Annotated in this window: 14 protein-coding genes and 2 tRNA genes; 7 read left to right on the forward strand and 9 right to left on the reverse strand. The window is 63.5% G+C overall.

The window, feature by feature from the left end; genetic code table 11:
* Positions 1-22 precede the first annotated feature (22 nt).
* The 4 genes from glpX (at position 23) to K3724_RS14280 (ending at position 3281) form a co-directional block, all read left to right on the forward strand.
* Positions 23-1009, forward strand: coding sequence for a class II fructose-bisphosphatase (glpX, locus tag K3724_RS14265; RefSeq protein WP_259986253.1), 987 nt, complete (start codon positions 23-25; stop codon positions 1007-1009).
* Positions 1010-1117: 108 nt separating this feature from the next.
* Positions 1118-2857, forward strand: a complete 1740-nt coding sequence (recJ, locus tag K3724_RS14270) for a single-stranded-DNA-specific exonuclease RecJ (protein ID WP_259986255.1) — start codon at positions 1118-1120, stop codon at positions 2855-2857.
* 104 nt (positions 2858-2961) lie between these two features.
* Positions 2962-3036, forward strand: a tRNA-Glu gene (locus K3724_RS14275).
* 170 nt (positions 3037-3206) lie between these two features.
* Positions 3207-3281: transfer RNA gene (locus K3724_RS14280), tRNA-Glu, on the forward strand.
* A gap of 426 nt (positions 3282-3707) precedes the next feature.
* Here K3724_RS14280 and K3724_RS14285 read toward each other — a convergent pair.
* The 5 genes from K3724_RS14285 to K3724_RS14305 all read right to left on the reverse strand — a co-directional run bounded on the left by K3724_RS14285 (position 3708) and on the right by K3724_RS14305 (position 8609).
* The gene (locus K3724_RS14285) at positions 3708-4757 is read right to left on the reverse strand and encodes a GGDEF domain-containing protein (RefSeq protein ID WP_259986258.1); all 1050 of its coding nucleotides are present in this window, start codon (positions 4755-4757) and stop codon (positions 3708-3710) included.
* A complete protein-coding gene (locus K3724_RS14290) occupies positions 4754-5341 on the reverse strand; it encodes a heme NO-binding domain-containing protein (protein ID WP_129371600.1) in 588 nt (195 codons plus the stop codon). Before K3724_RS14290 ends, K3724_RS14285 begins: the two co-directional genes overlap by 4 nt.
* Positions 5342-5782: 441 nt before the next feature.
* The gene (locus K3724_RS14295; RefSeq protein WP_259986260.1) at positions 5783-7342 is read right to left on the reverse strand and encodes a trimethylamine methyltransferase family protein; all 1560 of its coding nucleotides are present in this window, start codon (positions 7340-7342) and stop codon (positions 5783-5785) included.
* A 235-nt stretch (positions 7343-7577) separates the two neighbouring features.
* The gene (locus K3724_RS14300) at positions 7578-8267 is read right to left on the reverse strand and encodes an HAD family hydrolase (RefSeq protein ID WP_259986263.1); all 690 of its coding nucleotides are present in this window, start codon (positions 8265-8267) and stop codon (positions 7578-7580) included.
* A gap of 57 nt (positions 8268-8324) precedes the next feature.
* Positions 8325-8609 (reverse strand): DUF3572 domain-containing protein, encoded by a 285-nt coding sequence (locus K3724_RS14305; RefSeq protein ID WP_129371603.1) that lies wholly within the window; start codon positions 8607-8609, stop codon positions 8325-8327.
* A 116-nt stretch (positions 8610-8725) separates the two neighbouring features.
* Between K3724_RS14305 and K3724_RS14310 the strand changes: the two genes are divergently transcribed.
* The gene (locus K3724_RS14310; protein ID WP_259986273.1) at positions 8726-10120 is read left to right on the forward strand and encodes a diguanylate cyclase; all 1395 of its coding nucleotides are present in this window, start codon (positions 8726-8728) and stop codon (positions 10118-10120) included.
* 136 nt (positions 10121-10256) lie between these two features.
* Here K3724_RS14310 and K3724_RS14315 read toward each other — a convergent pair whose 3' ends face one another.
* From K3724_RS14315 to K3724_RS14330, 4 genes are all read right to left on the reverse strand, one after another.
* A complete protein-coding gene (locus K3724_RS14315) occupies positions 10257-10760 on the reverse strand; it encodes a periplasmic heavy metal sensor (RefSeq protein ID WP_259986280.1) in 504 nt (167 codons plus the stop codon).
* Positions 10757-11134 (reverse strand): hypothetical protein, encoded by a 378-nt coding sequence (locus K3724_RS14320; RefSeq protein WP_259986282.1) that lies wholly within the window; start codon positions 11132-11134, stop codon positions 10757-10759. The genes K3724_RS14315 and K3724_RS14320 overlap by 4 nt, the downstream gene beginning before the upstream one ends.
* Positions 11124-11705 (reverse strand): RNA polymerase sigma factor, encoded by a 582-nt coding sequence (locus K3724_RS14325; RefSeq protein ID WP_259986284.1) that lies wholly within the window; start codon positions 11703-11705, stop codon positions 11124-11126. Before K3724_RS14325 ends, K3724_RS14320 begins: the two co-directional genes overlap by 11 nt.
* 67 nt (positions 11706-11772) lie before the next feature.
* Positions 11773-12249: an EF-hand domain-containing protein gene (locus K3724_RS14330; RefSeq protein WP_129371608.1), complete on the reverse strand. Its 477-nt coding sequence runs from the start codon at positions 12247-12249 to the stop codon at positions 11773-11775.
* Positions 12250-12449: 200 nt separating this feature from the next.
* On the opposite strand from K3724_RS14330, the gene K3724_RS14335 reads away from it, so the two are divergent.
* Both K3724_RS14335 and K3724_RS14340 read left to right on the forward strand, forming a co-directional pair.
* Entirely contained in the window at positions 12450-12884 is a 435-nt protein-coding gene (locus K3724_RS14335; protein WP_259986288.1) for a DUF983 domain-containing protein, read from the forward strand.
* Between the two features lie 4 nt (positions 12885-12888).
* Positions 12889-13620, forward strand: coding sequence for an NUDIX hydrolase (locus K3724_RS14340; RefSeq protein WP_259986290.1), 732 nt, complete (start codon positions 12889-12891; stop codon positions 13618-13620).
* Positions 13621-13634: the final 14 nt, after the last annotated feature.

The raw sequence follows: 13634 nt of genomic DNA on the forward strand, positions 1-13634 counted from the left end.
CCGTTGAGACAGGATTTCCGGTATGACATCGAACACTTCTGACGCGCCTTTTCATGACCGCATGCTGTCGCTCGGCCTGGCCCGCGTTGCCGAGCAGGCCGCGCTGGCCTCTGCCTCGCTGATCGGCCGCGGCGACGAGAAAGCCGCCGACCAGGCAGCCGTGAACGCCATGCGCGAGCAGCTGAACCTGCTGGACATCGCCGGCGTCGTGGTGATCGGCGAAGGTGAACGCGACGAGGCGCCGATGCTGTACATCGGCGAAGAAGTCGGCTCTGGCAACGGCCCCGGCGTCGACATTGCGCTGGACCCGCTGGAAGGCACCACGCTGACCGCCAAAGACATGCCGAACGCGCTGACCGTGATCGCCATGGGGCCGCGCGGCTCGATGCTGCACGCGCCGGACACCTATATGGACAAGCTGGCAATCGGCCCGGGCTATGCCGAGGGCGTTGTGTCTCTGGACATGTCCCCGCGCGAACGGGTTGAGGCGCTGGCCGCGGCCAAGGGCTGCGCGCCCTCCGACATCACCGTCTGCATCCTGGAACGCCCACGCCATGAGGCGATGATCGCCGAAGTGCGCGAAACCGGCGCTTCGATCCGCCTGATCACCGACGGCGACGTGGCCGGCGTCATGCATTGCGCCGAATCCGAGATTACCGGCATCGACATGTATATGGGCCAGGGCGGCGCGCCTGAGGGCGTGCTGGCAGCCGCTGCGCTGAAATGCATGGGCGGTCAGATCTTCTGCCGTCTGGTGTTCCGCAACGACGACGAACGCGCCCGCGCCGCCAAGGCAGGCATCACCGATCTGGACCGCGTCTATACCCGCGACGAGATGGTCACCCAGGACGTGATTTTTGCCGCCACCGGCGTCACCGGCGGTTCGCTGCTGCCCAGCATCAAGCGCACACCGGGCTGGGTTGAGACCACCACCCTTCTGATGCGCTCAAAGACCGGTTCGGTGCGGCGCATGTCCTACCGCACGCCGCTGGCGCCGCATCAAGGCTGAGCGTTGCGCTTGGTAGCGGCTTGCGCCGTTGCCTCCGGCAGGGATATTTAAAGCCAGAAGAAGGGCCGGGTCCGTTTTGGGTCCGGCCTTTGCATATGGGGGAAACGCATGAGCTTTTTGGGTGTTGAGCAGTCCTTGACCGGGCGGCGCTGGGTCGGCCCCGGTGTGGAGATGGACCGCGCCTCCGAGATGATGGCACAGCAGACCGGCCTGCCCCGGTCTGTCTGCCAGGTGCTGGCACGGCGCGGGGTTCCGGCGATGGAAGCCAAGGGTTTTTTGGAACCCCGGCTGAAGGAACTGTTGCCCGATCCGCGTGAAATGAAGGACATGGAAGCGGCAGCTTCCCGTTTTCTGGATGCGGTGCGGCGCAAGGAGCGGATTGCGGTTTTTGCCGATTATGACGTCGATGGCGGCAGCTCGGCCGCGCTGCTGCTGGTCTGGCTGCGGCAGATGGGGCTGCAGGCCACGCTTTATATCCCCGACCGCATTGACGAGGGCTATGGCCCCAATGTGCCCGCGATGCAGGAGCTGGCCGCCGCCCACGACCTGATCATCTGCGTCGATTGCGGCACCCTCAGCCATGAGCCGATTGCTGCCGCCAAAGGCGCGGATGTGATCGTGCTGGACCACCACCTGGGCGGTGAGACGCTGCCGGACTGCGTAGCGGTGGTGAATCCCAACCGCCAGGACGAAAGCGGCGACCTTGGATATTTCTGCGCCGCAGGTGTGGTGTTCCTGATGCTGGTTGAGGCCGGGCGGCAAATGCGCGAAGCAGGCGCCAAGGGGCCGGATCTGATGGCCTTGCTGGATCTGGTGGCATTGGCCACCGTTGCCGATGTGGCGCCGCTGATCGGCGCCAACCGGGCGCTGGTGCGCCAGGGGCTGAAGGTCATGGGCGCACGCAAACGCCCCGGTCTGGTGGCCCTGTCCGATGTCAGCCGCATGGATTCGGCGCCCTCCACCTATCACCTCGGTTTCCTGCTGGGACCGCGGGTCAATGCCGGCGGGCGGATCGGCAAGGCCGATCTTGGCGCACGGCTGTTGTCAACAGACAACCCGCATGAAGCTGCCGCCCTGGCCGAACGGCTGGATGAGCTGAACACCGAACGCCGTGACATTGAAAACGCCGTGCGTGCCGCCGCCCTGGAACAGGCGGAAGACCGCGGGCTGGAGACTCCGCTGGTCTGGGCCGCTGGCGAAGGCTGGCATCCCGGCGTGGTCGGCATCGTCGCCTCGCGCCTGAAAGAAGCCGCCAACCGCCCCGCCGTTGTGATCGGTTTTGATGGCGAGGAAGGCAAGGGCTCTGGCCGGTCCGTGTCCGGCGTCGACCTGGGCGCCTCGATCCAGCGGCTGGCAGCCGAGGGGCTGCTGGTCAAAGGCGGCGGCCACAAGATGGCGGCAGGTCTCACTGTCATGCGGGACAAGCTGGAGCCGGCGATGGCGCGGCTGTCGGAGCTGTTGGAAAGACAAGGCGCCGGACAGGGCGGCCCGGCCGATCTGAAGCTGGACGGCGCCCTGATGCCCGGTGCCGCGACGGTAGACCTGATCGAACAGATCGAACAGGCAGGCCCCTTTGGCGCCGGCGCCCCTGCCCCGCGCTATGCGCTGCCGGATCTGCAGGTGCGTTTTGCCAAGAAGGTGGGGGAAAGCCATCTGAAGATTTCCCTTAGCGACGGTATGGGCGGCGGATTGGACGGGATCTGCTTTGGCGCCTTTGACACCGCGCTTGGTCCCCGCCTGCTGGAACACGGCGGCGCCCGCTTCCACTTTGCCGGCCGGCTGGAGGTGAACAGTTGGGGCGGTCGCCAAAGCCCTCAGCTGCGCCTGGAAGATGCCGCCGAAGCCTGATTTTTCAAAGGCTTATCCCCTGCGGACAAGAAACTTCACTGAGGCCCGCTTTTTCCCTTGCGGGATCCGGCTGTTGCGACTAAATACCCGCTCACACATAGAGTGGCCCGTTCGTCTATCGGTTAGGACGCCAGGTTTTCAACCTGGAAAGAGGGGTTCGATTCCCCTACGGGCTGCCACTTTTCCCACATATGAATGACGCATTCCCCAAGCCGGTGAAGCATGGCTTTTTCCTGTTCTTTCATCCACTTAGCAATTGAACTCGGGAGATGGAAAATCTTTGTGCCTCCGCAAAAAACCTCTTGCGCCCGGCCATGGCAATCAGTAAACACCGCTTCACAGACAGCGTGGCCCGTTCGTCTATCGGTTAGGACGCCAGGTTTTCAACCTGGAAAGAGGGGTTCGATTCCCCTACGGGCTGCCACTTTCTCCTGACATGCGCTCTTAAGCTGAACACACGCAGCAGCCAGCCGGTTGGTGCAGGGATGCTTGGCTGCTTTATGGTTCAAGCAGCTGTCCTAACCTCAGAAAACCGCAGCTGTCCTAGCCCAAAAACACGGCGTGCATGATCCTGCTGCGGATCACGCCAAGCGGTGTCGCCTCCCTGGCCCGTTCGGGACATTTTCGGTGCCAGCAGCCGGCCTTGTACCGGTGTTCTGGATGCTGGACACCAGCACTGCCCGAAACCTCCACAAGGAAATTGGCATGCCGCACTCAGCGCAGCGCTTGCCATCGCACACCCCGATGGCAAGCAAGACGCGGCCGCCTATCGCACCCCAGCGGCTGAGATCCAGGACCGGGGCCGACAGCCGCTGCACTGCCTGTACACAATCTTATAAACCGGTAATCTTCAGGCTGCCGGGCCCCGTGCCGCTGCTTGCGGCTGGGCAGCCTCGCTGATGCCGCATGCGTCTTCTTTCTCCATGCCTTCTCGGTAAAAAAAATGCTGCGCCCGTCCGGCGCGCTTGGCAGCATACAGCGCCATGTCCGCTTGGTTCAGCAGTTGATGAGCATCCGGAACTTTTTGCCAGGTGGACAGCGTGGTGCCGGCACTGGCCGAGATCCGGCACGTCAAGGCGCCAAACGGAACCGGCTCCTCCAGCCGCTGGATCAGCCGTTTGGCAATAGCAGCCAGCCTGGCCGTGTCCAGAACACCTTCGAGAATCATAACAAATTCATCGCCGCCGACACGGGCAACGGTATCGGACTGGCGGGTGCATTCCACCATGATCCGCGCCGCCTGCTGCAGCACCGCATCACCAGCCGCGTGGCCCATCGTGTCATTGACCTGCTTGAAATAGTCCAGGTCCAAATGCATCAGCGCAAATTCGCGGCCGCCGTTGATCAGCCGGCCCAGCACATGATCCATCGCCCGGCGGTTCTTCAACCCGGTCAGCGTGTCGGTAAAGGCTTGTTCCTCGGCTGCGATCTTTGCCCCTTGCAACCGCGTGTTCAACTGGCGCGACGCCTCCATCGCGGCCGATTTTGCCTCCACCAGATAGAGCATCTCGATGGTCAGATCCGTTGGCGAAAAATCAGCGCTGGTCAGATCATAATCGCGTACGGCCTCCAGCACGGAGATCCCAAAGGACAGATTGATGAAAGCGCCCTGACCGCCAGGCAGCGGCGTGCAAACGCCTTTCAGGCCGGTTTGCGGCCCGTCCCGGAACTGCAGATGCAGCTTGCTCCCGGAGGTCCTGACCAGATCCTCTATCGACCGCACCGAACGCGGCCGCGACAGGTCGAACACCCGGAAGAACCGCCGCCCCTCCCAGTTCAGTTGCGGGCGCAATTTTTTCAGCGTCGGCCCGGCAGAGGTGATCCGCCCCTTGGCATCGGCAATCACGTACATCGGGCAGATCACGCCTGCCATCTGTGTCAGCTGCTCGAGAGTCATCATAAGGAATGCGCCCCCAGATCAAATTCACGCCCGGCGGCAAACTCGGTTTCGATAAGGGTGATCGCAATCACCTCTGCCCCGTCCTGACTGCCGCTGTGATCCAGGAAAACAAGATCACCGTAATCATCGGCCATTGCCCGCAGAACCCCCATCAGAACATAGGCATAGCCAGGCAGCCCAGGCTGGCAAACCAGCTCGAACTGTTCCGGTGCCTGTTCCAGAAGCTCCAGCCCCGGCAGGTGCAAATCCGACACTGCCAGCCGGGCCCGGTCCGGCAAGTCGTCCAGCGAATGCAAAAATTCAACGTAATTCACCCCGCCGAAACGCAGCAGCCGCCGCAGTGCCTCCACCTGCGGATTGGACACCAGAAACGTGCCCATATCCTCCAGCATTTCCGGCAGCGGGCGCGCCAGAACCTTTTCCATCGCCGTCAGCATCTGGCTCGATTGCTCTTCAGAATAGAACAGCATCGCCTCGAACTCGGTAAACCCAAGCCCTGCCTCTTCCATAACCTCTTCCCAGCGGTCGGCCCCGTAGGTACTGGTCACAAAAGCCTGAATCGCCCTATTGATCAGACCGTGCATACAATGGCCCCTCTTTGCCTTTGCCACAGTCTTGACGCCTGCAGGTTAAGAAAGAACCAACAAAGCGAACTTGTACGATAAGCCGCGCGCGTTTCTTCTGACATTATCAACTCTTGCACGAACCCTGCACCCCCGGCAGCAGACGCCGGCCATATGCGCAGCGCGGCCATTGCCCGGCAGCCGGCCCTGCGGCCAGCCACATCTGAAACCAACTTCAAATTTGCACGCACCTGCACTCCCGCATTGGACCGTTCAGGCGCCTTTCCCTACTGGACCGGCTGGCGCCAGGAGGCAAGCCTGCTGCTGTGCATCCGCGCCGAACCGGCGGCTTCCAACCTGCCGCCGGCGCGCTGTGTTCGAAACCTGCAGCCCGCGCATAAACGCGCATAAAAAAGCGGAGGGGCTGCCTCCGCTTTTCCTGCTGGTGATAGGCCCGATGGCTCAGAAATCTGTCGGTGCGCCGCCCTCGGCCTTGCGGCGGGTGACGAAATCCGCAAGTTCGTCGCGGATCGCTGCATCCATCGGCGGTTCCTCGAAATCGGCGATGATCTCCTTGAACAGCTTGTGGGCGCGCTCAGCAGTCCAGGTCGCACCGGCCGCCTCCCAGGCCTCATAGTTGCGCCAGTCGCTCAGGAACGGCTGATAGAAGGCCTCGGAATAGCGGTCCTGGGTGTGCTGGATACCGAAGAAATGGCCGTCATTGCCGACCTCCCTGATCGCATCCAGGGCAATCTCTTCCGGGCCGGTGGCCGAAATCTGCGGCTGCATATAGCGTTCGATCTGCTGCAGGATCTCGCAGTCCATGATGAATTTTTCAGGCGAGGCAATCAGCCCGCCCTCCAGCCAGCCGGCCGCGTGATAGACCATATTGGTGCCCGACTGCACCGCCGCCCACAGCGAATTCGAGGTCTCCCAGATTGCCTGCCCGTCCGGCACATTGGCGGCACAAACCCCTGAGGACCGCATCGGCAAGCCGTAAAACCGTGCCATCTGCCCGGTCATCTGGGTTGAGCGCATGTATTCCGGGGTGCCGAAGGCCGGCGCGCCCGATTTCATGTCCACATTCGAGGTAAAGGTGCCGATCACGCAGGGCGTGCCGGGGCGCACGTACTGGAACAGCGCAATGGCACAGAGGCTCTCGGCAATCGACTGCGCCACCGCACCGGCCATGGTCACCGGCGCCATTGCACCTGCCAGCGTGAAGGGCGACACCACGATGGCCTGGCCGCGCCGCGCCAGCCGCAGGCAGCCGTCGATCATCGGAAAGTCGTGCTTCAGCGGCGAGGTGGAGTTGATGTTGGTGTACATATGCGGCTTGGCATCGAACTCCTCATGGCTGAGCCCGCCGGCAATCCGCACCATCTCCATCACGTCTTCGACCCGTTCCTTGCCAAGGGAGTAGGCATGCATCGCTTTGTCGGTGAGCGTGAGCTTGTCGTAGAGCACATCCAGATGCCGGGTTGAGGCATGCAGGTCCACCGGCTCCACCGGATAGCCGCCGGCAAAGTGGATGCAGTTGAAATACTGGGTCAGTTTCAGCAGGTTACGGCATTGCTCGCGGTTGCCGGCCACCTTTTTGTTCAGCTCCATATCCCAGTAGTTCGGCGGCGAAGACACATTGCCGAACAGGATGTGGTTGCCGCCCAGCGGAATGGTCCGGTCCGGGTTGCGCGGCGTGATCGAGAATTCGCGGGGCGCCTTGCCCACCATCTCCATCACAAAATCCCTGTCCATCTTGACCAGTTCGCCCTCGACCTTGACGCCGGCCTGTTTGAAGATCTCCAGCGCTTCCGGGTTCAGGAAAACCACGCCGATCTCTTCCAGGATACGCATGGCGCCCTCGTGGATCGCCATCACGCCTTCCTCGCTCAATGGCTCGGTCGGCCGGTCGATGTTGACCGGGATCTGCCAGGGCATCTGCTCCAGCGCAGCGCTGCCGCGCCGGGCCGCTGCGCCTGCCCTGCCTCCGCCCCGCTTCTTGCGCGCACCTGTGTCTGCCATACCGGTCTCCCCTGGATCCGAATTTCAAAAATGCCGATAGCCACTCACTGTGCCAATCCCGCCCGCCGAAAACAGTCCAAACCCGACTATCGCTGTCGTTTTTGCCATGCGATCCGGCGGTTCAGGATATTTCTGTACACTTGTGCCCAGTATGCCGCAGCAAAAACCGGCGTACAAGACTGCACACCGGCAAAAACGGGCGTCCCCGTTTCAAAACGCGGGAATCAGTGGAGGATCAGCGGTCCATCCAGGCCGGGATATGGCCGATATCGGGCAGCACAATATCTGCGTGCGGCGCCAGCTCATCGTGCAGAGCCATGCCGGTCAGGACGCCGATCCGCTGCATTCCCGCCGCCGCGCCTGCTTCCAGATCATGGCGGCTGTCGCCGACCATGGCCGTCCGGCCGGGAGAGACGCCCGCAGCCTTGCAAAAGGCCAAAAGCGGATCCGGCGCCGGCTTGGCCCCATGGCCGCTGTCGCATCCCGCGACAAAGGCAAAGCGGTCCAGCACGCCTGCCCGCTGCAGCTGGCTCTTGGCAGAGCTCTCGGCATCGTTGGTCATCACCCCCAGCACTTTGCCGCGCGCCAGCAGGCTGTCGAGAAAGGCCGCCAGCGGCACTGCCGGCGTCAGCTCTGCCCCGGCAGCACTTTCCGCCAGGAAATCCGTCAGCTCCGCCAGATCCATATGCGCAACATAAGGCGCAAGGGCTTCTGCCACTTCATCGTTGGAACAGGCAATCACCAGGCTGTCCGGATTGAATGCCTCACGCTCCAGGTCGTAACTGATCGCCTTGGCCATTGCCTGTTTGGCCCCCTGATCGCCCTTGGACAGGGTTTCCAGCAGGTCTGCAGCCCAGCCGTCCCAAGTCGCTGCAAAGTCAAACAAGGTCCCGTCTTTATCAAACAGAAGAGCATCAACAGGCATGGCGGGTCCTTTTTCCGCTGGATTCGGTCCGGACCCTAGGCACAGGGCCGGTCAATCTCAAGTCCAGTTAACCTGCTCACCGCCTGGAAGCGACATCCGCGCCTGCATCGGCGCCTCATAGGCCAGGCCCTCGGAATCGCAGAACTGCATCACCCAATTGTCGTCCATCGTTAAGAAATCGAGCACCGATCCCAGAAACGCCGGCTCGGACGCCTGTGCGCGCAGATCCGCCTCGCTGGCGCCGGTTGCTCCCAGAAACACCGGTAAAAGCTCATCATTCCCGGCCAGCCAGGCCAAAGCTTTCAGCGCCAGCGTCTCTGCTCCATCGGCGGAATTCCGCATGTTCTCCACACTCCTGCCGCATTGCGGCCAATTTAGTAAAAATCCGAAAGGGTTTCTTAACCAGTCTCAGCAAAAACTGAAAGGCATAGGATTTGCAAGGGGCGAAAGGATACCGCGTGCAAGGCACCATCCTGGTCATCGACGGCGTCTCCACCAACCGCATCATGCTGAAGGTACAGCTGGCGGCGGCCTATTACGATGTGGTCCAGGCCGGCAGCGTGGCTGAAGTGCTGCAGGCCGCCCGCCGCCACCGCCCCGACCTGGTGCTTTGCGCGATGTCGCTGCCTGATGGCTCCGCTGCGGATGTGAAACGCGAATTGGCCGGGGATGAAACACTGGGCGATCTGCCGGTGATCGCGGTCACCGACTGGGAGGGGTCCAAAGCCCGGCTGCAGGCATTGGCCGCCGGCATCGACGATGTGCTGCAGCAGCCGGTGGACGACGTGATCCTGCAGGCCCGCATCCGCAGCCTGCTGCGCGCCCGCAGCAGCACCGAGGAGCTGAACCTGCAGCGCGATGCCTCGCATGGTTTCATCCTGCCGCTCAGCGACCGCACCTGCGCCGAAGATCTGCGCAATGCCTCCGTTGCCCTGGTGGCGCAGGATCCCCGCAACGCAATGGCCTGGCGCGACCGGCTCGCCACCCGCCTGCCCTATGACCTGCGCACCCATTCCATCAGCGACATCCAAGGGTTGATGCAGGCCCCGGTGGCCGATGCCATCATCATCGAACTGACAGAGGCCTCGGCCGGCCCCGGCCTGCGCCTGCTGGCTGACTTGCGCGCCCGCGCCGCCACCCGCAAATCGGTGGTGATTGCCGTGCCCAACCCGGCGGATCCGCATATCGCCGCCGAGGCCCTGGACCGCGGCGCCCATGACGTGCTGCAATCCGGCTTTGATGCCGAGGAGCTGCAGCTGCGCCTTACTGCCCAATTGCAGCAAAAGGCCCGCAAGGACCGGCTGCGCGACAGCGTCCGCAACGGGTTGCGGGCAGCCGTGCTGGACCCGATGACAGGCCTTTACAACCGCCGCTACGCCAAACCTTTCCTGGACCGGGTGGCCCATTCCGCCACTGCAAACGGCGAGAAGTTTGCCGTCATGCTGGCCGACCTCGATCACTTCAAGCGGATCAACGACCATTACGGCCACCCGGCCGGGGATGCCGTGCTGATCGAGGCCGCCCGCCGTATGCAGGCGGTGCTGCGCCCGGCAGACCTGCTGGCCCGCGTCGGTGGCGAGGAGTTCATGGCGGTGCTGCCCGGCGCCACCGAGGCCGAGGCAGGCCTAGCCGCCATTGCCCTGTGCAATGCCATCAACAGCACCCCGTTCCAGGTGCCCGGCGCCAATGAGCCGGTCAGGATCACCATCAGCATCGGCGCCGTCATGGGCGGCGGCGGCAATGAAGACAGCACCGCCGCACTGGTCGAGAAAGCCGATCAGGCGCTCTACAACGCCAAGGATGCGGGCCGCAATCAGGTGACCTTGTCGCCGGAGTGCATCCAGGCCGCTTAAGGCCCTTGGACGATGTAACTTTGCCGGCCTGAAAAAGGCAGCCGTCACGGGCTGCCTTCATTGTATAGGACACACAGGCTGCCTTCAGTGTGTAACACACACAGGGGCAAACGGCTGCAGCTGCACGCCTGCGGGCTTAATCCCGCCCGCTGCGCCGCTCATGCCGCCGCCCGCCGCGCCGCTGCATCCGCTCTTCCATGCGATCGGCAAAAGCAGCCCGCTCCTGCGCGGTCATCGCTTCAAGCTTGCGCACCCAGGCCTGTTGCACCTTGGTATGGAACACGTGGCGCGCCTCTGACTGGGTCTGCAGCACCGCCAGCAATGCGGCAGCATCAAAATCCGCGCTGCGCAGCGCGTCGATCACAGCCGCGCCTTCGGCATCGCGGCGCTTGAAGTAACTGCCGTGCCCCCCGCCCGCTTCCTGCCGCAAGGCCTTGCGGGTGTCGCGGTCCAGTTCGCGAAAGATCATCGCCCCGACCGTTGGCGGCCGTTGCCAGTGCCGGTCCTTGCCGCTGTACCGCCAGGCCGCCCCCGCCGCGATGCCGATCACTGCCAGGTTCAGCGCCAGCGACGCCGCCAGCAGCAGTTTCAGCCACAGCTTCATTCCGGGTTGGCCCCCGGTGTTCAATGCAGTGCTCATTGCAGATCCCCGCTCAACATCACCGCCATGTCATAGCTGTCATCGGGCAGCGCGCTGCTGCTGTCTTCATACCCCGCCAGCGCCACGGGGTCGGGCACAAAAGAGGGCGGCGCAATGCCGATCCACAGGCCCGCCGCGCTGGCCGCCGCCAGCCCGCCCAGCGCAGGCCAGCCGCCCAGCGCCTCGATCAGCTGCCGCCACAGCGGCTGCCGGGGCGCCTGCGCCGGCGCCGCAGCCTGAAAGCCCGCTTGCACCCGCTCCGCATCTGCCAGGATGGCCGCATTCAGACGGTCCGCCAGCACCGGCGGCTGACTGCGTGCTGCGGCAAACAGATTGTCCAGCTCTTGCAGTGTTTTATCCGTGTCAGCCATCATTATACCCCAATTCTTCGCGCCGCCCGGCCAAAGCCGCGGCCAGCGCCCGTTTGCCCCGGGCGGTCAGACTTTCGACCGCCTCGACGCTGATGTCCATGATGCCGGCGATCTCCGGGTTGGACAGTTCCTCCAGATGCCGCAGCACCACTGCCTGACGCTGCCGCTCGGGCAATTGCATCAGCGCCGTCTGCAGCGCATCCTGCCGCGCCCCCTCCTGCAGCGCTTCGGCAGCCGAGCGCGCCGGGTCCGGCGGCTCGGGCACCGCATCCAGATCCACATAGCCGCCACGGGCGCGCCGTTTGCGGTCAATGCACAGGTTCATCGCCACCCGGTACAGCCAGGTGGAGACCTGCGCCTCTCCCGGCCGCCACTCCGGCGCCATCTTCCATAGGCGCAGCATCGCCTCCTGGGTCACGTCCTCGGCCTCGGCGCGGATCCCCATCACCCGCATCGCCACGCCAAAGACCCGCGGCGCCAGCCGTGCCGTCAGCTCTGCCGCGGCCCGCCCGTCGCCATTGGCGAACAGCACCAAAAGCGCATCGTCAGAGACCTCCTCTGCCGTGGCGCTCATGGCTGCCGGGCCCGCATCAGGGGCCCGGCGCCGGGAGATTTCCGCTTTGTACAGCACGTCTCAGCGATCAGTTCTGCTCCGTTTCGTCCCCGTTCCCCTGGCCATGACGGTGCTTGCCGCCGTGGCGCATCCGGGCCTCGTCGAATTCCTGCTTCGAGATCCCGCCGCTGCCGTCCGCATCCATCCGGTCAAACATCCTGCCCGCCCGGCGCGGCCCTGGCAATTCGTCTTTACTCAACGCGCCATCGCCGTCCGTGTCAAAGCGTTCCAGCATCCGGGCGGCGCGTTCACTGGCCCGCTCCTGCGCCCGCGCCTGCATTTCCTCAAGCGTCAGTTTACCGTCGCCGTCAGCATCCGCCTTGCTGAAACGGGCTTCTTTCATGGCCTGGATTTCCGCCTTGGTGACCTCGCCATTGCCGTCCGTGTCGATTTCCTCAAAGGACATCTTCGGCCCGTGGTGGCCATAGCCCTTGGCCAGGGCCGCGCCGCCCGCGGCCACACCTGCAGCGGCAACAATCACGGCGATGAAGTTGACGTGTTTCATGTCGTCTTTCCTTTGTTCTGCGGCAGCCTCTTGCTGCCCGATGCATAAGAAAAACGCAGCTGCCCGGCAGATCCGTCGCGGAAATCCCAAATAATTCTTCTGCCCCGCACGTTGCGGCAAACCGGCGCAATACCAGGCCTTTCCCCTTTCACCGCGGCGGCGAAGCGCGCAATGATATGCTCAGCACACAGGATATCTTCATGACCGAGTCGCAGGCCAAACCCCAGGCCGCAATACCCTCAGACGCAGAGAGTGAACGCCCCACCATGCCCGCCCTGGCCAAGGGCTGGCGCTGCAAATGCCCCCAGTGCGGCGAGGGCAAGCTGCTGCATTCCTATCTCAAGGTGAACAGCAGCTGCAGCAGCTGCGGGTTGGATTTGACCCACGCACGCGCCGATGACGGGCCTGCATATCTTACGATCCTGATCGTCGGCCACATCATGGCGCCCCTGATGCATGTGGTCTATTTCTCCTGGCGGCCCGAACCGCTGGTGATGTTCACGGTTTTCACGATTGGCTGCGTTGCCTCTTCCTTGTATCTGCTGCCGCGGATGAAGGGGATTGTCATTGCCTATCAATGGGCGCGGCGCATGCACGGGTTCGACAAGGGTATCCCGGCAGTAAAAGGGCAGTAAGACGATGAGCAAGACATTTCCCAGCGGTGAGACCACCACCGACAAGACCGCAATCCGCAATGCGGCAACCGTCATCGCCATGCGCGGCCGGATGTCCGATGACCCGCAGGTGCTGATGGGCCAGCGCGGCGCCAAGGCTGCCTTTATGCCGAACAAATTTGTCTTTCCCGGCGGTGCCGTCGATCTGGCAGATGCCGGGATCCCTCTGGCTTCGCCAATCCCGCCCGTCTGCCAGGAACGCCTCGCTGATAAGGCGCCCGCTGGGGTACACCATGCCCTCAGCGTCGCCGCGGTGCGCGAGCTGTGGGAGGAAACCGGCCTGATCCTTGGGGAACCAGGTAAGTGGCAGGGAGACATTCCCAACGACTGGCAGGAGTTCGCCGCCACTGGCCATCTGCCATCAGCCAAGGCGATGCAGTTCGTGTTCCGCGCCCTCACCCCGCCGGGCCGCCCGCGCCGGTTTGATGCGCGGTTTTTCCTGATTGATGCGGATCAGATCACCGGCGATCTGGATGACTTCTCCCGCGCCGCGGATGAGCTGTCGCATCTGCAATGGATCCCGCTCAGCCAGGTGCGCAGCTTTGATCTGCCCTTCATCACCGAGGTGGTGCTGGCCGAAGTCACCGCCCGCGTCCGCGACGCCGAGCCGCCGCAAAGTGTTCCCTATTTCCACAACAACGACGAAGCCAGCCTGTTCCTGCGTCTCAAAGGCTACCCGATGCCTGCCGACGGGTAACCTTTGCCGGCGCC

It is taken from the genome of Leisingera sp. M658 (assembly GCF_025144145.1).
Lineage (GTDB): Bacteria > Pseudomonadota > Alphaproteobacteria > Rhodobacterales > Rhodobacteraceae > Leisingera.